The sequence below is a fragment of the Staphylococcus pseudintermedius genome, from assembly GCF_034042775.1.
Lineage (GTDB): Bacteria > Bacillota > Bacilli > Staphylococcales > Staphylococcaceae > Staphylococcus > Staphylococcus pseudintermedius.
On sequence record NZ_CP120150.1, the window covers coordinates 2,143,157 to 2,167,535 of the forward strand.

Genomic DNA, 24,379 nt, shown 5'->3' on the forward strand with positions numbered 1-24,379 from the left:
TCTTCGTTTCTATTGCTCACCTACTTTTTGAGTGAGGATAAGTAAGCGAAGATACAAATGATTGACTATACAATAAAGAAGACTGGGTTGAAAACGCACTGCTTCAAGTGGTTTCGATACCCAGTCTTTTTCTTTTCGTTATCATTCTGTTTCAGTTTGTTCTGTTACTGCTCGATGCTGTGTTAAATTTTGGGTTTCAACAAATTGCTGATACATGGCGTGTGTTTGCATTAATTCTTCATGACGTCCTCTGCCTGTTACTTCGCCATGGTCTAAGAAAATAATCTGACCCGCTTTTTTAATTGTAGAGAGACGGTGTGCAATGACGATTGTCGTACGGTTTTCCATTAAAATATCTAATGCTTCTTGAATTTTACGCTCACTTTCACTATCTAAGTTTGCAGTTGCCTCATCTAATAACAGAATGTCAGGATTTTTCACAAAGCTTCGTGCAATATCGATGCGCTGACGTTGACCGCCTGACAGCTTCAAGCCGCGCTCTCCAACGATTGTGTCGTAACCTTGTTCAAATTCCATAATAAATTCATGACAGTTCGCAAGTTTTGCATAGTGAATCAATTCTTCTTCAGACACTTCTCGATCCACACCATATAAAATATTATCGCGTATCGTTCCGTTCATCATCGCATTACTTTGCATGACGTAACCGATTTTTCTACGCCAATCTGTTAACGATAACGCATCAATGGAAGTACCATCATAATAAATGCCACCTTGATCAATCTCATACATCCGTTCAATCAAACTGAACAATGTGCTTTTACCCGAACCAGACGGCCCTACAAAAGCAGTCACTTCGCCACGCAATACATTAAATGACACATCTTTAAGCACTGGTGTATCATCATATCCAAAGTAGACATGATCAAATTTCAAGTCACCAGTTGGAATCTCATCTTGTAAATTCGGTGCGGCGATGTTTTCAAGTGGTTCATGTAAAATTTCATAAATGCGTTGGCTCGCCCCTACTGCTTTTTTATAATCCGTTACTAATGTAGAAAGGTTGATCAAAGGTATCGATAAGTTTAAAACGTAAAAAATCATCGCTACGAGTGTCCCCGCTGAAATCGCGCCCGAAGCAATACGCATGCCTCCAAAACCTAGAATAATACCAATCGTAATCAGCATAATAATCCCTGAAATCGGTTGAACGACGGCCGCAATTTTCGCTTGTTTCAGCCCCAAGTTATAAATTGTCTTAAGATTGCTATGCGCCTTATCTAATTCTAGTTTCTCAGTATTGGCCACTTTCACTAAACGCATTTCTGTCAATACACGCCCGAGTAGCCCGCTAAAATTCGCAATTTCAGTTTGCGTATTCGTTGATATTTTTTGCATAATTTTACCGAGTGGCACAATCACTAATATGAATATAGGAATGGTAATAAATGTAAGGAGAGTCATTTGCCAATCCAAAACAAACAGCATAATTAATGACCCAATGAGCGTAATCACCGCGGGAAAAAACCCTGGTAACTTTTGTGATATAAAATCATTGATTACTTTCGTATCATCTGTTAAACGACTCATCAATTGCCCGCTTTCATTTTTATCAAAAAACGGCATTTTCAAGTGGATAATATGCTCCCATAACACAGAACGAATGGCATAAATAATTTTTTCGCCTATTTTATTAAGTAAATAGTAACCGAAACCACTTAACACGGCATTCACTAAAAATACCGCTACCAGTGCAATAATAAATACAGGACTAATCGATTCAAAAGTAAATTTGTCGACCACCTGCCCTGTAAATAAAGGAACTAATAATCCGGTCAAACTACCTATTGAAGCAATCGTCACGGCCACGATAATTAATCCAACTGGCCATGAAATTTTCTTTAATAAAAATACAAGTGGGTTGCGTGCTTTCATAACTTCATACCTCTTTTATTTTCGTTATAGTGATGCTATAAGACGCCCCTCAGTCTTCATTCACTATGAAGGCAGTCTTACCGCATTTACGATTACCTCTACTTTTACCCTTCAACAGATTGTTCTCAAAGTGACCACAACGGCTCAACTCGGTTTCATATCTTCTCTTATGCCCCTCATATCAGTCTGCATTAACATTTATAAACGACAAACTTTGTGGTAAAATGAATCTTGTTGTTTATCATTTATAGTTTTTTAGATTGAGGGAATACATATGAAAAAAATAATATTGTCCATTGTGGTTGTATTCTTCGCTTCCACTATTATAACACCTTTTGCACGTGCATATACACCCACACCGGTTGAACTTGCACAACAAAGTGGTTATCCTGTTACGTGGGCTTATCAACCTGAAGGCATGATCAACATCAGTCAAACAGGACAAATTTTGTATGAGTTTCAAAGCGAACAACAATGGTATCCTGCTTCTATGACCAAACTCATGACAATGTACTTAACGTTACAAGCTGTCAAAGAAAAGAAGTTATCTTTAAACGACACGGTCCAAATCACTGACCAACATTACCGGATGTCCACCTTACCAGAGTTGAGTAATACGAAACTTTATCCTGGTGAAACATACACCGTTGCAGAATTGCTTCAGATTACAGTCTCCGCTTCAAGTAACGCAGCTGCACTGATTTTAGCCAATCAAGTTTCAGATAGCACATCAGACTTTGTCGATAAAATGAATGACACTGCCAAATCTCTAGGTATGACGCACACCCACTATGTGAATCCTACTGGTGCAGAAAATCGCTTATTATTGGAATTCGCGCCAAAGAAATACCAACACGAATCATCTTCAACATCTTCAGCACGCGACTATGCCATACTTGCCCAGCATGTTGTGAAAGACACACCTAAAATTTTATATTTCACCAAACAAATTGCACCGACACAACACGGTGTCACATACTATACCTTTAACGATTTGTTAGAAGGTGGTAACATGAGCTTACCTGGCACAGATGGATTGAAAACGGGTTCGAGTGATATTGCAGACTACAACAATTCATTAACGACAAAACGTGGAAAATTCCGCATTTTCCATATTATTATGGGCGCTGGAGATTATAAACATCTCGGTGGCGAGAAACAGCGTAACATGATGAGCGCGAGTGCCATTAATTATACGTTTTCACAATATGACTATAAAAAGATATTGTCTAAAGGTAAACATAAAATTGATGGAAAATCGTACTATGTGACAGAAGATTTATACGATGTCGTGCCGAAAGATATGTCTAAACCTTATCATCTTGTCGTCAAAGATAGTCAAGTACATCTCGATTATCCACGCAAGTTCATTACGAAAAACGACGGGCCTCCAACCGTAAAAGTTGAAAATCCGCTTATCTATGAATCTAAATCTGTTGTCGTCTCAAGTTGGCATGCATTTCCAATATTGACGTCACTCGCATTTCTCGTCATTGTACTCATCCTTGCATTTATTTTACGTCGCTTGTTGAAATTGCTATTCAGAAAATAAAAATCGTGATGTCGATTGATTTAACAATGTGATAACGATTAAACTAATGACTTTGAATAGGCTTGACTTATAAAAACTGAGCAGCCTCAAAACAGTGCACCCTTGTGATGAGCAGATGAAACGCATATATAACTACCACCATAAAATAAAGTGGATGGGCGTAGAATGTCATAATTTTACGGCTATCCACTTTTTTATGATGCATTTTTTTGAAACTTTATATTAAATAATTAATCAACATAAATCTATTTTCCCTTTGCTCTTCAGTCAACGGCACATGATCAACATTAACTTCTGTGAAAAACGTCCAAGGTAGATGATTTTCCTTTGCATATTTTACAGCTTCCAATGTATCTCGATAGTCCAGTATACTATCGTTGTCATCTTGGATAACGTAAACTTTTATTTTAATATCTTTTATAAATTTTTTTCAATTAAAAACTGTTTGTATATCTTCTACACTAAACTTTTCATTGAACCATTCACTTTCTAATAGATAGGCATTTATAATAGTCTGATTGTAACGTTTAGATAATATTGTTTTATTATTTAGCATATTTTTTCAATACTATCTTTATCACATATAATTTTATTCTCAGACAAAAATATGGGTTTGTTTGCATCTGAGAAAGCCAATCATATAGGATTACCAAAACGACTATTAATGAACACTCCCCCCTTCCTTATAATGTCTTTTCATAGCAGTAAAGAATAATGGCAATAGAAAAGCATTGAATATTAATAGCGAAGTACATATGACTAATGCAATCGTGATAGACATATTGTATAAATAACCGCCAAACGTACCTCCTAAGGCGTCTCCTATAAAAAATGAAGATTGTGATAATCCAAAAAAGAAGCCTAAATGCGGTTTAGGAAAAAGCTCTAATTCTATCAATTCTTGAGCGATTGCCGATCCAGTATATAAAAATGCTCTAAACACTAAAATCAATAATATGATTAAACTTGGTAACGATGTTAAAAACATTAAGAGTAATAGACCTGCAACGAGTTCACTTATAAAAAATAGCCACTGTTTATAACGACTGACATTTTTACTTGCATAGATAGGCGCTGCAAAAATAGCTGTTAAACTAATCATCGCCATAAATAAACCTATCAGTGACACTGATATACCTTGATGTTTTAAAATAACTGGAATGAACGGACTAATTAAACTGACTGACACGCCTGCAATCATTCCTAAAGCCACTATTCCAATCATCATTAATTTATATTCTTTTAAAGGCTTCTTAGAATGTGTCTGACTTTCTTCGGATGCTGTGACTTTTCTAGGGAACTTAGGAACTAAAAAGATAGTTAGACAACAGCATAGCGCCGCCAAAATGAGCACATATGCCATAGGACTTTCAACCAAGTAAGAAAACAACCACACTAGAATCCCGGATAGAGATGTCCCAATCATAATTCCTGTATGATTGCCCATTTCACTTATAGAAACCAAAGCTGGGCGATCTTCTTCTGTCCCTAAAGACACAATCCAAAATCGCATGGATATAATCACAAGTGAAGCTCCTAATCCGGCAATAAAGCCTGATACCCCCGCGATCCAAAAAGAATATGCGAACACCCTTAATGCTAAACCAACTGCATAAATGACCACACCAAGTCTTAATGCAAAGTGAGGCGAAATCTTATCACCCAATTTTCCTGTAAAAAACGAAAGTATTCCTGCAACTGCCATCATGGTATACGAAAAACCAAATGAGGTTAAAGCATGGTTTTCTTCAAACCATAATGCATGTATCGTTTTTGAAAGATACATTGAGAAATAAAAAAAGAGACTAAACCATAAAAATTTTTGAGCTGAAGGGAAATTTTTTAATGTATTCAATAGTTTCATTATTTCGACTCCCTTTTAATAGATGCTAAATGATCTTTATTTTGCTTCAATAAATCGTTATGAGGGTATTTATTACAAACCTTTTCAAAAATATCAATTTCTTTTGTAATATGATCGGTATTGAGATAGGCTTCTACTAATAAAATAACTAAGCTAATATAAATTTCCTCATCCACTGCTACTTCATCTAATATATTTTCATTAAGTGCGTCTTTTACTACCTTCTCTAAATAGTCTTTATAATATTCTTCTTGAACAAGGTTTTCAAAATATATATTTCCTATTTCATATTTTCTATATATTTCTAAAAATATATTAGAACCAACATCTATTTGTCCTTTATGATGTATATATAAATCTATTTTTAATTGCCAGTAAATTATAAGAAATATAACGTTCCATTCGAGCTTTAGTCGAAAACCTGAGTAAATTCGAATAATTTTGTTTATCAGTTAAACTTCCATAATCATTCGTTTTATTTTTTTAATAGGATCCATAAGTGAATACAATTGATATTCAAAATTTTTTCTTGGTTCGAAACTTATTCGGTGTATAAACAATCGTAGTAGCTGAAAGTTAACTAAATCATTAGAATAACATTTTAATAAGATTTTCATTCAACATCCCTTTTCTCCTTTAAGTATCAAAAAGAAAAAGCTTCATTTTGATATGAGAAGCTTTTTCCTTTTTTTAACTTCAATTTTTATAAAGTGATTATTTTACGACTTTTCCTGAACGCTTGACTGAAAATTTCGATTTTTTAGATTTCGGTGCTTTTTTTACCAATTCTATCATTATCACCTCATTATGTTATTAAAAAGTAGTTCGCGAGCTTCTTTTTTAATAATGTGCCACTCAATAAAGCATTCTACAACAGTATTATAAAAATTATTAAATTATTTGTTGCTATCGTATATGAGAAAGCATATAAATTTGCTACGTCTTTATGAAAAAACAGTCATTTATGTAGCTTCACTTTTGAACATTTATTGTCATCAACGTGGACCTATAATTTTTGGAACGCTAACTGTGTCTTCAAATTCCGAAAAGCGAGGTTCACCTCTTTCTTGTGCTTTTAATCAAGTTGTATCGCTTTTAAATTTAAAAGGCACTTGTATGTAAAATTGTGAAATCCTCCTCAACTTAGATTGATTCAATTTGTGTTATATTTCTCTAAAGATTGACTATAGAGGAGACATGCTAATGGAAAGGGGTCACAGGTTTTCTGTCCTTTATTTTTCGACATATTTATGTAAGTCAAACTTCAGAATAACAGTCATAAAAAAGGACCGAAAATGCGATACTCCACACGCTTTCGGTCTTTTTTTATTCCCATTATTTTGCGTCTTTACCGTATAATTCTTGTTTGATTTGTGTTGTAGAAATACCTTCCGTACGTTTCAAGTAAATCACTTCACATTTATCTTTTAAGAAATCAAATTCGCCTTCCCAATCATGCCCCATTACAAATGTATCGATTTCATACTTCTCAACGTCGGTTTCTTTTTGGCCCCAATCATTTTCAGGAATGACAAGGTCAACGTAACGAATCGATTCAAGCATCATTTTACGTTGTTCAAAATTGTAATATGATTTTTTGTTTTTAATGCGGTTGAATTCATCACTTGAGAGTGCTACAACGAGGTAATCCCCCATTTCACGTGCACGTCTTAGTAATTCAATATGTCCATAGTGTAAAAGATCATACGTTCCATATGTAATGACACGTTTCATCTTTACACCTCCTTAACATGTTTAATATTTTCTTCATTTTGTAGAATTATAGCATAAACATTTCTCAATTCCTAAAAATATCCAGTGTTAACGCTAAATTCTCACGAGTTTTTCTACATAGTTGACCACTTGATTTAAGCTTTCACTTGTATTGTATTGATGCCATTTTTGGAATAATGGTTGTAATTGACCTTCGTTGATACGTTCATACAATGTGCGCTCGTCATACGCTTTATATTCTTGCGGGATGTCATAATAATACTTGTTGAGCCCTCGTACGATTTCATAATCCGCCTCATCGTATACGTAAAATAAAGTTGGCGTATTGACAATGCTTGCTTCTATCGCTAAAGAACTGTAATCCGTAATAATTAAATCTGCCAATACGATAAGATCAAGCGTACACATTTTAATATTTTCTGCCGCTGCGGAAACAGTAGGATGATATTTACTTAACAACGTGTAGCCAGGCACCGCAGTCTCAAATGTTTCTTTGTCAATCGTACGGTTCGTTTGCCCGCCTTCACGATAAGTCGGTAAATAGACAGCGACTTTGTTTTGAATACCTAATTGTTTTTTAAGTTTTTGCTGATGCGCATGTCGGTCGATATGTCGGTATGTCGTTAATCTCGGACTCCCAAAACTGAGCAGCTGTTCATAACGTGCCCCGAACGCCTTTTCAAAGCAATCTGCCATCTGTTGACCACCGACTAAGTATTTATCGGTCGCTTGATACACTGCACAATATTGATCCACATGTTCTTTTTGAGTCAAATCTACTGAATGATCTTCTAAACCAAACTTCTTCAATGCACCTGCCGCATGCCACGTTTGAATGACGGTTTGGCCTTCTTTTTTGCGCCACCCTGCCATAATTAAATAATATGTGTCAATAAACACCACTTTTGCGGTAGCTAATGCGGCTAACTGCTTTAAAATAGAAGATTGTTTCAAAGGATAATACGTAATCTGCTTTCTATTTTCTAAATAGTGAAAATCTTTAGGCTTTGCAAAAACAGTAATGTTAAAACCGCGTTGACTCAGTTGATATATAATTGGTAATTGATCTTCTTTAAAAGTCATTAAAAAGACAATATGTTTTCTATCGATACGTAACGCACTGTACAGTCGACTTAAACACGCAACCATACAAATATAAAATGCTTTGATATAATAACGCATCATTTCTTCACCACCCTAAAATGTTATTTAAAACAAAACCCTCAACACAAATCTAATGTATTGAGGGACTGTTCTCATTACATAAAATCTGCGAAGTGATCTCTGTAGCGCATATGTAACATCGAACCAATAATAAATAACATCGCTGTAACGCACACATTGTAAAGTGCTAGTTCCCAATGCGTAATAAAGTACCATTCATGAAATAGTATCGCAGCACGGTAACTCTCCGCTACAAAATAAATAGGGTTAAACATTAAAATCTTTTCTGCTAACGATCCTGCTGGAGGCGTCCAAAGAATCGGTGAAGCATAGAAAAGAACCCTTAATAAAGCTTGCATTGCCATTTGCGTATCACGGACAAGCACGCCTAATGTTGATGTTAGGAGCGTCACTGATGCCGTCAAACAAAACGCAAACGGGATATAAATGAACAGTTGAAGAATATAAATCGTTGGTGTCATACCACTCACTGTACACAAAATGACAATCGCTACCACAAGCATAATGTGCCCATACAGTTTACTTGTGACGATGTATGTCGGAATGATAGAAAGTGGGAAGTTCATTTTCGCCACCTGTCCATATTTCATGGTTATCGATTTTGTTCCCTCTAAAATACCTTGATTAATGAAGAACCACATACTAATACCGACGAGCAACCAATAAATAAAAGGGACGCCATCAATCGGGTGGTTACTTCTGATCCCAAAACCGAAGACAAACCAGTAAACCATAATTTGTATCACAGGATTAATGATCTCCCAAGCAAATCCGAGATAGTTATTATGATTTGAAATCTTAAGCTGGAATTGTGCTAACCGCTGAATCAGATAAAAACTCTTAAAATGTTCTTTCATTACGGTAATAACAGAATTCATAATTTACCACGCTTTCACATGCTAGATAATCCATCTAGAGCCAATCATCAAAATCATATTATACATTAATATTTGACCTAGTATGTCTCATCGCCTATTCTTTAATTGAAAAGCTAAGTTGATTTAAGTAGAATTAAATACATTGTATCCATAATACTTTACAATAGCTTCACAAATTTAACAACCACTTAGTAATATATTATAATGTATAGACATAAGATGATGGAAGCAAAAACCAAATTTCATTTCAATATTATCAATGTAAGGACTGTTCACAGATGAATCCAACTGTCAGTATTAACGAAGTGACTAAAGAATATCGTATTTATCGTAATAATAAAGAACGTATTAAAGATGCTATATGGCCAAAACATAAAAACAAAACATTTTATGCACTCAAAGATGTCACATTCCAAGCCTACGCGGGTGATGTTATCGGTTTAGTCGGGATTAATGGCTCCGGTAAATCGACATTGAGCAATATGATTGGTGGTTCGCTCACACCGACACACGGGCATATTGATAAAACTGGCGATGTAAGTGTCATCGCAATTAACGCTGGACTCAATGGCAACTTAACAGGTATGGAAAATATTGAGTTCAAAATGTTGTGCATGGGTTTCAAAAAAAATGAAATTAAAGCACTCACACCCGAAATTGTCGAATTTAGCGAATTAGGTGAGTTTATTTATCAGCCCGTAAAAAAATATTCAAGCGGGATGCGTTCGAAACTCGGCTTTTCCATTAGTGCGACAATCAATCCAGAAATTCTTGTCATTGACGAAGCGTTGTCTGTAGGTGACCAAACGTTTACCCAAAAGAGTTTGAAAAAGATTTATGAATTTAAAGAAGATGAAAAAACAATCTTCTTTGTCAGCCACAACTTACGCCAAGTGAAAGAATTTTGTACAAAAATTGCTTGGATCGAAGCCGGACAACTTAAAGATTTCGGTTCTGTGGAAGATGTCCTTCCTAAATATGAAGCCTTTTTGAAAGATTTCAAGAAAAAATCGACTGCAGAACAAAAGGCATTTCGTCAAGCTTTAGATGAAAATCGCTTTGTCATCAAATAACTTTTCCGTATACGTGTAATAATTGCAGCCCACACACTGCATCAATCACGTTGAATCTATGGGTTGTGTGGTCGATGCAGTGAATTTTTACCCTATTTCAACTGAGACTATGCCTCATTTTTTGTATTTATTGTGAACTTAATAAAAAAAGTGCGCTTCATCCCACTTCTAATCACAATCGAAATGGTCTGACGCGCGCTTTGATTATCTACACTATTTACCTAAATATTTTTGTTTATACACACCAACGACAAACTTAGGAATTCTTTTCAAACGGTGAATTCGCTTTATATCTGTCAACGCTCGGTAAGCCCATTCTAGATTCATCGCTCTCCATACGTAAGGTGCGCGTTTCACTTCACCACTATAAACATCGATTGAGCCGCCCACACCCATCATCAATGTATGGTCGAAATGATGGCGGTTATGTTGAATCCATTGTTCTTGCTTCGGATAGCCCATACCTACAAAAATAAAGTCTGGATTAAAATCACGTACTTGTTCGATGACGTTTTGATCAGTAATATCGATAAATCCGTGATGCGTTTGGATATCGATATGTGGGTACTGACGTTGAATGCGTCGTGCAGCTTTTTCAACAACTGGAGATGTTGCGCCAAGTAAAAACACTTTTTTACGCTCTAAATCTGCAATATTTAAACATGTTTCCATTACTTCAATACCCGGTACACGTTCTTGTAAAGATTGACCTAATATCCGAGCAGCTTTAACAATGCCTGTCCCATCCGGAACGATAAAGTCTGCTTGTTTCAACATTTGAGCATATAATGGGTTTTCTGATGCATAATGGACGATTTCTGGGTTAGCCGTCACAATAAATAAATTATGTTTCGTTTCAGTATGCATATATTTTAAAATATTTTGATGCATGTCCATCAATGTAACATTATCAAACATCACATTCATCACTTGGACTTGCGCTTTTTTCTCTTTAAACGTATATGTTCCCTCTACTGTAGTGTCACGACTAGGAAAAGTGCCCTCATGATGACCAGTAGGCAATGCTTTAGCCATAGTCTCACCTTCAATCTTTCATTTAATTTCAATTCAATTTGTTTTACATGGTATTTACAATATATTGATGTCACTTTAACACATTTTACACCAAAATCAAGCTAAATCCTACTTTTTATTGAAAGTTCATTCCAAAGTCCGAGATGATGATACATTGTTTTTATTATTTTAGATGTCCGCTTTTTTGGTGCGTTGCGTATCATTTAAAACGACATTACGGGAAGGGAGTGCTCCTATGACTGATAACAAAAAATAATCAATGAATTACCTTATTATCCAAGCGATGCGACACCCTTACATGACCGTTAACAAGCCGCATTAGCTCGCAATACCTACAATGTAAAGACCGAAATCGCACAACGCGAACAGTATTTGACACACATGATAGGTCACGTACAAAATCATTGTTACATCGAGCCACCGTTCTACTTCGACGATGATTACAATATTCATTTAGGTGACAACGTTTATGTGAATAAGCACAACACATGGCTTGATATTGGCCTATTTTTATCAACAATAACGTCAAAAATCAGGCCAAATGTGCAACTGATTACTGTCAATCATCCACTTAATCCAACAAAGCGTCGTTCAGGGATTGAACAAGGACCAAAAATGACTATTGAAGATGATGTATGGATCGATGCAGATGTGCCCGCCCTCCCCGGTGTTACAGTACATCAAGGGGCTACCGTTGCTGCTAGACGTATCGTGACACGTGCTGTGCCTGCATCTACGGATGTCGCGGATAATCCTACAAAAGTAATACGTCAACTGAATGATACACTTTAGGACTTAAGTCTATAGTTCAGACGCAATAGACCCGTTATAATAGAAAGTAAGTTTTGTGAAAGGATTGACATCTATGCACGGATATTCGTGGATTACTTCACCTATCCCTATTTCATTTATTTTACTTTTATGTATCGCAGGCCTCTACCTCGTAAGCCGCCATTATGCATACCGTCCTATTTTTTCATTATTAGACATTGCGCTGAATTATATTCCAGTCTTGACGCATGAATTTGGCCATGTGCTCTTTAATCGTTTATCAGGCGGACGTGTACGAGATTTTGTCGTTGTTACAACAAGACGTGAACGTAACGCAACAGGCCAACAAGGCTACGCTGTCACCGCTAGTAGAAGTCGTTCAGGCCATATCATCACGACATTAGGTGGCTATCTCATGTCGCCTATCATGTTGATTTTAGGTTTGTATATCCAAAGTAAGGGACAAGGCGCATTGTTTATTATGCTTTATACTCTTGTTTTCATTTACTTTACATGGAAAACGTCAAGAAAGGCTGTTCCGTTACTCATCATTGCCTTTTTAATACTCATTGGCTATTTAGGTATTCAGTCTGAAAATTTAACGAACTATTCATTCATTTATATGCTCGTTTATCATTTCATACTTGGGACACTGTTAGGTGAAATTATTCAGTCGACGATTACGATTATACAACTTACATTCGCACGCCCTCAGCCTGAATGGGATGGGACAGCGTTAAAAATGTTGACGAAACTGCCTACTGTTTTCTTTTCAAGCTTATGGATTGTCACAAATTTTTTAGCCATTTATTATTTCATTCAATATGTCCTCCTCTAGTTATTGATGATTCTTAAATCTATGAATGGATAAAGACTGAAACTTTTCTATGTCACAACGTAAAACAGCTAGTGCGATAAACAGTAACCACTTTTAAAGTTAAGTGACATTCCTTTGACCTTTAACATCATCCCTCAAGCGTCTCGCCTATTTGAGCCAATGTATCTCAAAGGGCGAGATTTCAATGAACCCTTTCTCAACAAAGAGTGACAAGAAAAACTGGGAAAACGTCATTGTTCCCCAGCTTTTTTACTTCATATGAATATAAATGATGATGCGCTTTACTCCGCTTCTATTAAATATATCTTTTCAGTATAGCAACGCATGCTTTCAATTTTCTTCTGTAAAAATGTATGCCACTGTTCCTGATTACCTAAATTGCTATTTTTCAATAAATGGAGCGGAACTTGTAAATTCAAACAACGCCCTGCAATGTTAAAACGTGTGACACCCGCTGGTACAGTTTGACCTCTTTGCACAACAGCTTCAATTTCACCAATTTGAAGGGGCTGATACTTCATTAATATATCATTGCTGTCGAGACACAAACAGGCGCTATGCGGAACACGTTCAACGTTGCAGCTCGCACTGTAACTGTTCACAACCTTTTTCCAAATATCTAGTTTATCTGCTGTTAAATCTGCTGCATATAAATAATGTTCGGTCTGTTGATCACACATCGTAATAAAAGGTGTTTCATCGCGAACTTCTGTCGTCCACGGTAATAGTTCCTCATCCGTTAACCCTTCGCACCATGCACCATTAGGAATTTTATGATGCCAACTGCCAATGGAGTACTGTGTGCGCTGAATCACTTGTACTGGAATAACTTCACAGCCGAGTGCTTTCAAACTCATAAATCGGTGTACACCATCAATGACCATATAGCGACCAAATAATGTTTTAACGACGAGCACTGGATGACGTAAATGCTGTTCTTTAGCAATGCTCTCTTTCGTTTTTTCTAATCGACTCGGTTCAAATGCTTCGTGGAGGTCAATCTTGTCGACAGGAATGAGTTGCAATGTGTCGTAAATCTGTTTCATGATTCTCCCTCCTTCTCACTTGACCAGTAAATGCATTGTGGATGCGGATGGCTTAAAAAGTCGTGATGTGAAATCGACCAACCATACGCACCGGCATATATGAAAATAACCGCATCACCTGTAGACAGCGCTGGTATCTCCACCGCTTTAGCAAACACATCTTTAGGCGTACACAATTGACCGACGAACGTCACTGCCTGTTGTTCAATTGTTCTTGGTGCAATTTGATTTACCTGTTCACCTAGCGGCAATATTTCAAATGGGTGATTATGTTGCCATGAGACAGGCAGCCTGAAATGTTGTGTGCCCCCTTTTAAAATAGCAAACCACGCGCCATGCACACGCTTAATATCCAATACTTCGGTTACGTAATAGCCGATATGTGCCACCATATAGCGACCACATTCAAAGTTGATGGTTATATTTTGTAGACCTTCTTCTTCAATCAAAGCGGACAGTTCTGTCGTGAAATACGTCCAGTCAAATTGTTCATTTAAGTCAGCGTAATTCACACCGATACCACCACCTACATTCAGATGTTGCAATGTAAAGTCATGTTGTGCTGCCCATGCTTTTGCCTTTTGGAAATATAACGTCATCACTTGTAAATGCAAGGCGGCGTCTAAGTTGTTAGAAATCGAATGAAAGTGAAAGCCTTCTAATTGGATACGTGGCATATTTTGCGCTGTTGCAATGACCGTGTCGACTTCTGTTTCATCAATACCAAATTGTGTCGGTTGACCTGCCATATGTAACGTCGCAGCTGGAAAAGGTCCGGCTAAATTCACTCTCAGCAAAATTGACATGGTCGCATTTTCTTGTTTAAGCAATGCATTTAATCGCTCTAATTCATATAAACTTTCAACATGAATGCGTCGAATCCCTTGTTGAATCGCGTATCGTAAAGATTCGTCAGTTTTTCCCGGTCCACCAAAAATGACATGTTCTGCTGTCGTATGTACCAATGCTTTTGCAATTTCACCTTCTGACGCCACTTCGAAGCCGGCGACATGGGGCTGAATCGCGGCTAATATCTCAGACTCACTGTTCGCCTTCATTGCATAATACATTTCACAATTGTCAGGGAGCTGTGATGTCACAGTTTCGAGATGTTGTCGTAGCCCGTCCATATCATAAATAAAATGGCAGAGCGGGCCTTGTTGTTTGAGCTGTTTAACTAATGTATGAATCGCCGTCATGAGCTGTCACCTCTTTCACCTGTGCTAAATTGTGTTTTAAATGACGGTACAGTTTCCCGCGGTCATCGCCCATGAGGAAACATTGCACGCCTTGCTGTTGCCATCGTTGCACTTGTTGGTCATCTCTCGGCAAAGCGCAAAACTGTTTGCCTGCAGTTGTCGTAGTTGTGTAGACATGCTGAATCGCTCGTTGAAGTTGATCATGGCTTGTTTCCCAAGGGATGCCGAGTGATTGGGATAAGTCAGCCGCACCTTCAATGACGATATCCAAACCTTCTACTTGCACTATTTCATCAATCGCGCGGACGCCTTGCATATTTTCTATCATTGCGATGACACATATCGATGCATTCGCTTCAGCCATCGCTTCTTTTAAAGGAATTTCGCCAAATCGTGCAACGCGTCCGCCATTCAAACTGCGCATGCCTTCTGGATAATAACGACTTAGCTTCACAATGCGTTCTGCTGTTTCGCGGTCATTCACATGTGGGACCACAATCCCTTTGGCGCCCATGTCCAACACTTTAATAATGTCGCGTTCAATTGCAGCTGTAACGCGAACAATGGGAATAATATTGGCTGTCTCAGCAGCACGAATCATATGCGCTAATGTTTCATCGTTAATTGCGACATGTTCCGTATCAATAACGACAAAATCATAACCACTTGCAGCAATGATTTCGATGACGAGTGGATCCGGAATCGAATTCATCAATCCGTATTGTACCTTTCCTTCTGCTAAGTTACGTTTCAGTGACAAAGATTTCATACTTCAGACCTCCTCAACGGATTGCGTACTTCGTGAAGACGTAATGCTACATCTTCGCGTAAACGGCGTGTCGTCAGTTTTTCCACTTGAATGGTCGGTACAAATAAATCGAAGTGGCGATAATTTTCAAGGTTTGGGAATTGCTGTTGATACTGTTCAATGACCGTACGTACCATTGTCCACTGTTCTGACGCTTTTAACTTATATTGACGTGCAACAAAGTCAATGATTTCTGCAATATTAATAAAGAAAAAGGCGTCATGTAAAAAATCACGGACGAGATTGACATCTTCTGTTTCGATAAATGAGTTTCGGTTCACTTTGCGATGCGCTTCAGGTGTGTCACGTAATCGTGGATTTTGTGCAACCTCACTTAACAAACTCGGCTTAAAGCGAACCCCGTCATGGAAATCTTTCAATGCTATACGTGTTGGCCAGCCGTTTTCATGAATTAACATCATATTTTGTGCATGCGACTCAAACGCAATGCCGTGATGATACAGCATATGAATCAATGGCGTCACTGCGACACTGAAAAATTGTGCCATCCACTGTTCTACACCGTATTTTGACATCCACGCATCAATGAGTGGGCGGTTATCAGCATCTACTGAATATAAAGCATTAAATGGAATAGCTGACTCATGCAATGCTAAATAATGATGAATATTTTCACGCCAAATGACACCGAGTGCACCGTAAATACGTTGTTGCTTCACCTCGGATAAGGTCGGATTGTGATATGCATGGCCCAACACTTCACCTAGAAATACCGTCTGTAAATGTTGTTGTAAATAGGTATCTTTTGACTGAATATGTTTTAACCAATCCGTAATTTGTGCTGCATTTTCAATCGTGTGTGGGGCTAACACACGTTTTGTTGATGTATTCGTTATACTGATCGGTGTTTTCAAATAATATTTGTTACGATCAGTCGGTGTGAGTGTTCGAATAGACTGTTGCGGCACATACATTTCGTCACTTGTCCCGAGCCATAGCATCTCTCCATGCATCCACGCTTCCGCAAATTCGACTTGAATGACATGTTCAAACTGCCACGGGTGTACCGGTATGAGCACCATCGTTTCAAGGGTATGCCCATGTTGCTGGAGGGTCTCTTCAAACGTTGCTAACGTCTCTGTACCGAGCTGACGTTGAAGCAATGCAACTGTATCGACACTCGCGGATACCGTCGTTTCCACATGATCCGGTGCAATCGCAATCCACTGCAGTTGAAATGAGGGGCGGAAATCCGGACCATAGCGTACATTGTCGTCCAGTGTAAAGCCGAGCCGTGATTTATAACTTGGGTGATACATATGGCCTTCCATAGCATACGATTCATAATCATCAAATGCCGTTAATGACATCTGTGATTGCTGTGCACGATAACGTTGCGCTTGCGTGTCTTTAAGTTCGGTTTGTAATAATTCAATGATAAAGTCTTCTAATTTTTGTTCATCTTTATCAAATGTAAAACGCACCTCTCGTAGCAGTTGCGCATAATCAAGAGTGACCGCTTCCTCTCCATCTGCAATACGCCAAACTGGAGCGCTGATCCTGAGTCGTTCAAAACTATCGGACTGTTGCAGTTGCACGCGATACGTCACGGCTTCCCCCTCAATAGTGTACGTATCACACTCGTCATCTTCGCTCGGTAGCTGTTCATAATGCACCACGTCTTCATATATAAGTGACGTGACCAACTGTTGCATGATACGTTGCCTCACTTGTTCAATCAGTTGTTTCATAAATACTGTCCTCCTCCTGACTAATCGGGTTAGGAATTTTAATATAAATCGGGTCTTCACCGCGTTCTTGTAATTTACTCATCAAATTCGCCTTCGCAGCAAATGTCGGATTATAACGTAAATCTTCCAAACATTGCATCAACACATCATGACCTTCTGCACGTTCTTGCCACGTTTCCAATGTGCGATTCACGGTTTGCCATAACATCTCTTCATCACCTGTTGCTTTACCCAACGTTGAAACGAGATGGCCCAAATGATTCACAATGACATAATATTTAAAACGGTGCCACGCTTCATGATGCGTATACACGACCGGACTGTCTGCGCTAATTTGGTGCGGAATCATCCCTTGTGCTGTGGCGATACGTTCAGAAACACAAATCCCTTCTAAATCACGTACATAACAAACTGTCGGACGCCCTTCTTCTAGCGCAACGAGTGTGTTTTGGACGTGTGCTTCGAGACTAATCCCTGTATGTGCAAATAATTTCAACATTGGCCAAATGACTTGATTTAAATACAATGTCAGCCAATCTTCACGAGATAATCCACTGCGCAACCAAGCTTGGCCTAATTTTGACGTCGGCTCATCTGGCATCGTTTCAAATAAGCTTGCTAAGACGTGAATTTCTTCTAATGAGTCGTACTGTTCAATGCCTTCACGCACAATCATCGCACTATTGGCTAAAATATCTATCACCGCATCATTATCTGGTTGTAGCGCGCGGTAGCCTTGTTCAAACATCAATTTAAATGTCGCCGTTTCATATTCTGGTTTAATCGCTGCTATAATTTCTGCCGCATCCAATGTTCTCTCAATTTGTTCGAAGTCATTTGTTCTCACAAAATTCGTAATTTTAACTTGAATCGGCAACTTCAAATAAATATTCAACGCTTTTACGAATACTGTTCGCACAGATGACGTCGGATAAACGACATGGCCACGTTGTCCTAAGTCTTGAATCGTACCATTTGCGAGATGTTGCTGAATCGTCGGTTGTTGTTTGAGCACTTCAATTTGATAAGGATGCACTGGCAGTAAACGATAGGTTACGGTATATTCATCTTCTTCAATTTGTGCAAGTTGACGCACAGTTTCATCAACACGCGCTTCATAATTTGGCACATAACGTTCGACTAATAGAGCTGGATCCACCGCTAAGTAGTGCAGTTGGAACGCAACATGACATTCAGGCGCATATTGCTCAATATCTTCATCAGTAAAGCCTGTAGCACTTTTCGGCGTCGGGTGAAAAGGATGGCCCAGATAAAGTGATTGTTCTGATGCGATATAATGATTCTGATGAGGTGGTGCATGCCGTCTCGCTTGATCAAGATAACGTGTTGTTCGTGAAATACTGTTACATATATCTTGATAAACCGCTTCTACTATCGTAGTCTCAGTCTGAGAAGTTTCATCGTACGCAATCGCTTCAAGTATATATCTGATTGCCTCAAGTGGTGTCAGTTGCGACACATGGCCGATACTCTCTAAGTAAACGGCTGAATCATACATGTGATGCCCCATTGATGAGACATAGCGCAACTTTCCACGTAGCGTCAAATCATCTTTTAAAGTGATGTGCCATTGAGACGTCCCTTCTTTTTTAGGGCTACAACCTTTTTCTCTAAAATAAATATTGAGCAGTCGTTCTAACGCAGCATGTTCCGCGCGTTTGTTCATCTTAAAGTTTTGCACGTTGCTCTTTAACCTCCCAAAAACCCGTCAATATAGGGTTGATTTTTTGATTTTTAATGTGTGACGTCCATAATAGTGTGCTACTCAATGCGAAAATAACGCCCATCAGGATAAATGTCGTCGTCGGTGCGGTATAACTTGTTACTATTGCGCCACTCAAGCTACCGACGATTTGACCAACTACTAAGAAGCTATTCGTCGAGCCTACAAACGTCCCTTTCAGTTGGTGGTGACTCGCATTTACAACGACAAACATGACACTTTGAATGAGCGCACTATAAGTTAAACCTTGTAACACACGTGCGATACCTAGCATCCACAGGTCTGTCGCCACACCTTGCCAAAGCACACTGATGCCACATAAAATACTCGCAATAATATATACGTTTTTGACATAAGCTTTATCATTGAAGTAACCCCAAAAAGGGGCACTCATCATCGAAGCTGTCCAAAACGCTGACTGTAAAATTCCGACTGCCGCACGATCATCAATGTGAACATGGTTGACGCTACTCACTAATGGGGCCAAAGCAGTCATCATGCCATACATCGCAAAGTTCGCTAATACCCCGACGATTATAAAGCGACAAGTCAGTTGCGTACACAACAAACATTTCATCGATTGTCGTACACTTTTTTTTACTTGTGGCCGTTCTGTATTCGCGTGCGTATGTGTCGTTTCAATTAAGAAAAAGACGCCCAGAATACTCATCAACAAAGTGATAAGACCAATCGAGAATAAGAGTGCTTGAAAACCGAGCACTGTCGCGAGCACGCCGCCAATCAGTGGACCTACGAGAGAGCCGGCACTCACAGCACTTTGTAATTTACCGAGTACCGCGCCACGCTCAGATTCCGGGGCTTCACCACTCGCAAATGCACTCGAAGCTTCGACCACGCCACCGAATAAACCTTGCAACAAGCGTACGAGTACAAATTGAAACGGTGTCGTACAAAAAGCCATTAATAAGAGACATAGCCCTAAGCCAAACAATGCACGCAACACCATCCATTTTCGGCTCAGTCGGTCACCGAGCTTTCCCCATAACGGAGAAGCTAACATCGTTGTGATTGCAGGCGCCGCAATAGCAATCCCACTCCACAACTGAATTTCAAAAATGTTTAACTGTTTCAACGACGCTATATAGATTGGAAGTAATGGAACTAACACGGTCAAACCCGCTATGGCCATAAACTGACCGAGCCATAGCGTTCTGAAATTACGTCGCCACGTTTGTTCTATGATTATCTGTCCTTTTCATTGGATTGGGGACACGACCGATACTCGATGGCATACTTCCACCACCGTCACCACGTTGATGCAACAATGGCAGTAAAATGCGTTTGAATGGCCATGTTTCTTGTGTAAAGATAATGCGTTCCACTTCTTCAGATGTCCCAGGTAACCAATCTATTGTATCGATGTGATGTTGCATCGTTTGTCTCAACTGTGTCATCAATTCCATTTCAGATACTTTAAACACATCAACTAAAGCATCGACAATCGCATATAAATTAACACTCACTGCTAACGTTTGAAAATAAGCAAAAAATGTTTCGATATCTTCATTTAATAGTGTGTTCGGTGTATCTTTTCTCACCGCATAGTTCGGCAGTTTAAAGCCTTGTGCTGTTAACCACTCTGGGAAAATGCGGACCGTATCATGATCTCGCAATACAAATTCCGCCACATGTCCTTCTCGAAAGACAACTAACACATTTTGACCGTGCAATTCAGGCAACACACCATATTTCATCAATGCGAGTGTCATCTTTAAAAATGCATCGCTCACTTGTTCAAACAATGCATTGATTTGTTCAGTCGTTGGATGGTCCGTCTCTAAAATGCGTTCATAGAGTGTCGACTCATGTGCAGCAAGTGCCGCCATCGAAGTGACCATCTGTGCATCTTTTATTGACTCAGGATAGTGACGTAACTGCATAGTGAGGTGTCCCGATTGATCTTGAAAAATATCTTGTGCTTCATTCATGTACGACCACCACACCGTTTCATCACACAACTTCACACGACCGTTCAATGACGTATCTTGAGCGATAATATCACGCAATAACGTTTCTCCTGCTTCACCATTTTTCATGTAACGTGTCGGCGTCAGTCTTAACGCACCAAGTGATTGCATTGAAAACGGTACTTTTAAATGCGTGAACGGCGCGGCTAATGGTATCAATGTGCGCATAGATGAAGATGAGAGGTATTGTCCCATTGTCACATCAAGCAAGACGACGATACCTTGTTTGATCTCTGCGCTAAATTGAACCGGCAAGACATGTTCGTATTGCCAAGGGTGTACCGGAAAAATGACATAGTCCTCAGTGTCATACCCTTTCTCAATGAGTGCTTGTTGACACCGAAGCAATGTGTCACCCCAAAACTGTGCGTACTGCTCATCTGTCACACCTTTACCTTGTATGACATGTGACTTTCGGATTGCCACAGTTTGTACGGCTAATGGTTGATGATATTCCGCTTGATACACAGCATAATCTTCTGCTGTCAATCCTCTTTTTTCTTTTGCGACCGGATGAAAAGGCCTGTCTTTCAAACTGGCAAACTGTTCTGACAAGATGAATGGATGTTCACTCGCTTTAAATCCGTCATATTGTGCCGTTAACTCGGTCACAGCTGCCTCCAGTCCCTCTGCAAAGCGCGCATGTGCCCACCCAGATGCTAAATCTGCATTCATTGTGACAAATAATTCCCACAATTCATGCACTGTCAAAGGCATACACGTTTTACTTTCAATATGGAACACTGCCTCTCCATTAGAGCGATACACATTCAGTCCACTGTAATAAACTGGAATGAGCAACACAATCCCCTTTTTCTCATAACGTAAATACGTCTGTTGTTGTATCGTTAATCGTTCACTCGTCGATGCAATGCCACCTAAATCTTCAAATAATAACGCATCCACAAGGTCTTTTAATATGTATTGTTGTGCACGCGTTACATTGTGTTCGTGTTCACTTACCATATATGCCACTCCTAATAAAGACTTAATGTTGTGCCTATATTTTCAGCTTGCGCACGTTGATAAATGAAGTACGCACTCGCAATGTCTTCAATCGCCATGCCCATTGGATTTAATAAAATAATCTCATCGTCATGTTCACGTCCGACTTTCTCACCTGTCACAAGTTGTCCGAGTTCAGCGTGTAACTGTTCTCGACTGAATAGACCGTCTTGAACGAGTTGATGTATCGTTTTCTTTTCGCGATTACTTTGTGACCAATCATCTACGACAACTTTATCTGCTTTAATGAACACTTCTTTATGCACATCCATAATCGAAATGTTGCTGACGAAAGCGCCTTGACGTAACCAGTCGTATTCGATATACGGTTGATCCGTTACTGTACACGGAATGACAACATCCCCATTTTCAACAGCTTCACGTGCAGATTGCGCTTGAACCCAAGTCATATCTGGTCGTTGCGCTGACCATTTTTCAATCATTTTTTGTGATGCTACTTCAAATTGATCATATAAATACACCTTTTGAATATGATCAAACTGTTCAAGCATTGTTTGGAGCTGTTTGTCACCAATCAAGCCGCAACCGATAATCGTTAGGTTTTCAAAACCTGGCCGTGCTAAGTGACGTGCCGCAATCGCTGAAACAGCTGCTGTACGCATACTACTGATTAAGCTTGCTTCCATGACCGCAATCGGGTAGTTCGTTTCTGGATCATTTAAAATAATCACCGCACTAGCACGTTCGATTTGTCGCTTTGAGGGGTTGTCGTGTTTACTCCCAATCCATTTGATTCCAGATACTGAATGATCACCACCGATATGACTTGGCATCGCAATAATACGGTCGGCGATATGACCATTTTCAGCATCTTGACGTAAATAAGGTTTCAACGGTTGGACAAAATCTTGATTTGCATGTGCCGTTAATGCTTCTGTTAATGCATCGACGTAAATTTGTGACTGTGCCCCTCCTGCTTGTTCAATGTCCGTACGATTTAAATACAATAATGGATGTTTCATATTAATAAGTCTCACTTTCTTGTTTATTTTTTAATTGTTCGAACCACTTTTCTGAATACACTAAATCTAAATAGCGATCGCCTCTATCCGGCAAAATCGTCACAATGGTAGCGCCAGGCTCAACCTTTTGCGTAAGTTGTTGGATGGCACTAATAATCGCACCAGTCGAACCCCCTGCAAAAATGCCTTCTTGATCCACTAATTGATGACACCCTAATGCAGATCGATAATCGTCAATATGTATCACGTCATCAATTTCAGCCGCATTCAAAATCTCTGGCACGCGACTGGCACCAATCCCAGGTAGTTCACGATCACATGGCGTATCACCAAAAATAATCGACCCTTTCGCATCCACAGCTACAATTTGCGCATTCGGATGATGCTCTTTAATTTTGCGACTCATCCCCATAATGCTACCTGTCGTACTCACGGGAGCAACGAAATAGTCAATCGGTTCTTCCACCGCTTCGACAATTTCCGTACCAGCACCGTGGTAATGCGCTTGCCAATTTAAATCATTCGCATATTGATTAATCCAATACGCGTTTTCTGTTTCCGCTAACAATGTTTTGACGCGCTGAATACGTGTCATCAAATAGCCACCATGTTCATCGGGTTCTTCCACCATTTCGATATTGGCACCGTAACTTTCAATCATTTTCAAGTTCGTCGGTGAAATTTTAGGATCGACCACACATGTTAGCTTTAATCCTTTAATCTTTGCAATCATCGCTAATGCAATGCCGAGATTGCCTGATGTACTTTCTATTAAATGCGTCGACGCGTTAATTTCTCCAGTCGCTAACCCACGCTCTATAATAAATTTGGCTGGACGATCCTTCATACTGCCACCCGGGTTCATATATTCCAATTTCGCTAAAACACGATGTTCAGGAAATAATCGTTGCAGTTGTACGATAGGCGTCTGGCCAATACAAGATAATAACGAATCATATGTTGCTTCATTTTTAATCAAAAACGACGACCTCCTTGTATCGAATTGAGATGAAACTTTTATAACTGAGAATGATTATCATTATCGGTTATGGTGGCATTATATTGATA

20 protein-coding genes are annotated in these 24,379 nt (G+C 39.0%); 4 read left to right on the plus strand and 16 right to left on the minus strand.

What is annotated here, in order from left to right; genetic code table 11:
• Window positions 1-141: 141 nt before the first annotated feature.
• Complete coding sequence (locus tag P3U61_RS10140; protein ID WP_096636575.1) at window positions 142-1,896, minus strand: ABC transporter ATP-binding protein; 1,755 nt, start codon at window positions 1,894-1,896, stop codon at window positions 142-144.
• A 274-nt stretch (window positions 1,897-2,170) separates the two neighbouring features.
• Between P3U61_RS10140 and pbp4 the strand changes: the two genes are divergently transcribed.
• Window positions 2,171-3,448, plus strand: coding sequence for a penicillin-binding protein PBP4 (gene pbp4, locus P3U61_RS10145; protein ID WP_063284890.1), 1,278 nt, complete (start codon window positions 2,171-2,173; stop codon window positions 3,446-3,448).
• Between the two features lie 661 nt (window positions 3,449-4,109).
• Here pbp4 and P3U61_RS10150 read toward each other — a convergent pair.
• The 5 genes from P3U61_RS10150 to P3U61_RS10170 all read right to left on the minus strand — a co-directional run bounded on the left by P3U61_RS10150 (window position 4,110) and on the right by P3U61_RS10170 (window position 9,109).
• Window positions 4,110-5,312: an MFS transporter gene (locus P3U61_RS10150; protein WP_096636574.1), complete on the minus strand. Its 1,203-nt coding sequence runs from the start codon at window positions 5,310-5,312 to the stop codon at window positions 4,110-4,112.
• Window positions 5,312-5,488 carry a hypothetical protein gene (locus tag P3U61_RS10155; protein ID WP_233510579.1) on the minus strand — a complete coding sequence of 59 codons (177 nt, stop codon included), beginning with the start codon at window positions 5,486-5,488 and terminating at the stop codon, window positions 5,312-5,314. Before P3U61_RS10155 ends, P3U61_RS10150 begins: the two co-directional genes overlap by 1 nt.
• 1,159 nt (window positions 5,489-6,647) lie before the next feature.
• Complete coding sequence (gene tagD / locus P3U61_RS10160; RefSeq protein ID WP_014614622.1) at window positions 6,648-7,046, minus strand: glycerol-3-phosphate cytidylyltransferase; 399 nt, start codon at window positions 7,044-7,046, stop codon at window positions 6,648-6,650.
• A gap of 93 nt (window positions 7,047-7,139) precedes the next feature.
• Entirely contained in the window at window positions 7,140-8,231 is a 1,092-nt protein-coding gene (tarB, locus tag P3U61_RS10165; protein ID WP_014614623.1) for a teichoic acid glycerol-phosphate primase TarB, read from the minus strand.
• Between the two features lie 74 nt (window positions 8,232-8,305).
• Complete coding sequence (locus P3U61_RS10170; protein ID WP_014614624.1) at window positions 8,306-9,109, minus strand: ABC transporter permease; 804 nt, start codon at window positions 9,107-9,109, stop codon at window positions 8,306-8,308.
• 278 nt (window positions 9,110-9,387) lie between these two features.
• On the opposite strand from P3U61_RS10170, the gene tagH reads away from it, so the two are divergent.
• A complete protein-coding gene (tagH, locus tag P3U61_RS10175; RefSeq protein ID WP_014614625.1) occupies window positions 9,388-10,182 on the plus strand; it encodes a teichoic acids export ABC transporter ATP-binding subunit TagH in 795 nt (264 codons plus the stop codon).
• Window positions 10,183-10,395: 213 nt separating this feature from the next.
• Here tagH and tarA read toward each other — a convergent pair whose 3' ends face one another.
• The gene (tarA, locus tag P3U61_RS10180; protein WP_015728699.1) at window positions 10,396-11,217 is read right to left on the minus strand and encodes an N-acetylglucosaminyldiphosphoundecaprenol N-acetyl-beta-D-mannosaminyltransferase TarA; all 822 of its coding nucleotides are present in this window, start codon (window positions 11,215-11,217) and stop codon (window positions 10,396-10,398) included.
• 381 nt (window positions 11,218-11,598) lie between these two features.
• On the opposite strand from tarA, the gene P3U61_RS10185 reads away from it, so the two are divergent.
• Entirely contained in the window at window positions 11,599-12,009 is a 411-nt protein-coding gene (locus tag P3U61_RS10185) for an LbetaH domain-containing protein (protein WP_233510606.1), read from the plus strand.
• A gap of 73 nt (window positions 12,010-12,082) precedes the next feature.
• Window positions 12,083-12,826, plus strand: a complete 744-nt coding sequence (locus P3U61_RS10190) for a M50 family metallopeptidase (protein WP_099997487.1) — start codon at window positions 12,083-12,085, stop codon at window positions 12,824-12,826.
• Between the two features lie 281 nt (window positions 12,827-13,107).
• On the opposite strand, the gene sbnI is transcribed toward P3U61_RS10190, so the two are convergent.
• From sbnI to sbnA, 9 genes are read right to left on the minus strand one after another with little or no spacing between them, the layout of a single operon-like run.
• Complete coding sequence (gene sbnI / locus P3U61_RS10195; RefSeq protein WP_096636572.1) at window positions 13,108-13,872, minus strand: bifunctional transcriptional regulator/O-phospho-L-serine synthase SbnI; 765 nt, start codon at window positions 13,870-13,872, stop codon at window positions 13,108-13,110.
• Window positions 13,869-15,071: a type III PLP-dependent enzyme gene (locus tag P3U61_RS10200; protein WP_020220037.1), complete on the minus strand. Its 1,203-nt coding sequence runs from the start codon at window positions 15,069-15,071 to the stop codon at window positions 13,869-13,871. Before P3U61_RS10200 ends, sbnI begins: the two co-directional genes overlap by 4 nt.
• Window positions 15,046-15,840, minus strand: coding sequence for an HpcH/HpaI aldolase family protein (locus P3U61_RS10205; protein ID WP_063284887.1), 795 nt, complete (start codon window positions 15,838-15,840; stop codon window positions 15,046-15,048). Before P3U61_RS10205 ends, P3U61_RS10200 begins: the two co-directional genes overlap by 26 nt.
• Window positions 15,837-17,591 (minus strand): staphyloferrin B biosynthesis protein SbnF, encoded by a 1,755-nt coding sequence (sbnF, locus tag P3U61_RS10210; RefSeq protein ID WP_065354547.1) that lies wholly within the window; start codon window positions 17,589-17,591, stop codon window positions 15,837-15,839. The genes P3U61_RS10205 and sbnF overlap by 4 nt, the downstream gene beginning before the upstream one ends.
• Entirely contained in the window at window positions 17,575-19,293 is a 1,719-nt protein-coding gene (locus P3U61_RS10215; RefSeq protein ID WP_099997486.1) for an IucA/IucC family protein, read from the minus strand. The genes sbnF and P3U61_RS10215 overlap by 17 nt, the downstream gene beginning before the upstream one ends.
• Window positions 19,280-20,539, minus strand: a complete 1,260-nt coding sequence (locus P3U61_RS10220) for an MFS transporter (RefSeq protein ID WP_241540900.1) — start codon at window positions 20,537-20,539, stop codon at window positions 19,280-19,282. Before P3U61_RS10220 ends, P3U61_RS10215 begins: the two co-directional genes overlap by 14 nt.
• Entirely contained in the window at window positions 20,514-22,289 is a 1,776-nt protein-coding gene (gene sbnC / locus P3U61_RS10225; RefSeq protein WP_099997484.1) for a staphyloferrin B biosynthesis protein SbnC, read from the minus strand. Before sbnC ends, P3U61_RS10220 begins: the two co-directional genes overlap by 26 nt.
• Window positions 22,290-22,300: 11 nt before the next feature.
• On the minus strand, window positions 22,301-23,311 hold the full coding sequence (sbnB, locus tag P3U61_RS10230; RefSeq protein ID WP_065354550.1) for a 2,3-diaminopropionate biosynthesis protein SbnB: 1,011 nt from the start codon (window positions 23,309-23,311) through the stop codon (window positions 22,301-22,303).
• Window position 23,312: 1 nt separating this feature from the next.
• Window positions 23,313-24,290: a 2,3-diaminopropionate biosynthesis protein SbnA gene (gene sbnA, locus P3U61_RS10235; RefSeq protein WP_099997483.1), complete on the minus strand. Its 978-nt coding sequence runs from the start codon at window positions 24,288-24,290 to the stop codon at window positions 23,313-23,315.
• Window positions 24,291-24,379: the final 89 nt, after the last annotated feature.

Bases quoted from the DNA above. Each gene is read 5' to 3' on its own strand.
- P3U61_RS10140 (WP_096636575.1), bottom strand. From the start codon at position 1,896: ATGAAAGCACGCAACCCACTTGTATTTTTATTAAAGAAAATTTCATGG.
- pbp4 (WP_063284890.1), top strand. From the start codon at position 2,171: ATGAAAAAAATAATATTGTCCATTGTGGTTGTATTCTTCGCTTCCACT.
- P3U61_RS10150 (WP_096636574.1), bottom strand. From the start codon at position 5,312: ATGAAACTATTGAATACATTAAAAAATTTCCCTTCAGCTCAAAAATTT.
- tagD (WP_014614622.1), bottom strand. From the start codon at position 7,046: ATGAAACGTGTCATTACATATGGAACGTATGATCTTTTACACTATGGA.
- tarB (WP_014614623.1), bottom strand. From the start codon at position 8,231: ATGATGCGTTATTATATCAAAGCATTTTATATTTGTATGGTTGCGTGT.
- P3U61_RS10170 (WP_014614624.1), bottom strand. From the start codon at position 9,109: ATGAATTCTGTTATTACCGTAATGAAAGAACATTTTAAGAGTTTTTAT.
- tagH (WP_014614625.1), top strand. From the start codon at position 9,388: ATGAATCCAACTGTCAGTATTAACGAAGTGACTAAAGAATATCGTATT.
- tarA (WP_015728699.1), bottom strand. From the start codon at position 11,217: ATGGCTAAAGCATTGCCTACTGGTCATCATGAGGGCACTTTTCCTAGT.
- P3U61_RS10185 (WP_233510606.1), top strand. From the start codon at position 11,599: ATGATAGGTCACGTACAAAATCATTGTTACATCGAGCCACCGTTCTAC.
- P3U61_RS10190 (WP_099997487.1), top strand. From the start codon at position 12,083: ATGCACGGATATTCGTGGATTACTTCACCTATCCCTATTTCATTTATT.
- sbnI (WP_096636572.1), bottom strand. From the start codon at position 13,872: ATGAAACAGATTTACGACACATTGCAACTCATTCCTGTCGACAAGATT.
- P3U61_RS10200 (WP_020220037.1), bottom strand. From the start codon at position 15,071: ATGACGGCGATTCATACATTAGTTAAACAGCTCAAACAACAAGGCCCG.
- P3U61_RS10205 (WP_063284887.1), bottom strand. From the start codon at position 15,840: ATGAAATCTTTGTCACTGAAACGTAACTTAGCAGAAGGAAAGGTACAA.
- sbnF (WP_065354547.1), bottom strand. From the start codon at position 17,591: ATGAAACAACTGATTGAACAAGTGAGGCAACGTATCATGCAACAGTTG.
- sbnC (WP_099997484.1), bottom strand. From the start codon at position 22,289: ATGGTAAGTGAACACGAACACAATGTAACGCGTGCACAACAATACATA.
- sbnB (WP_065354550.1), bottom strand. From the start codon at position 23,311: ATGAAACATCCATTATTGTATTTAAATCGTACGGACATTGAACAAGCA.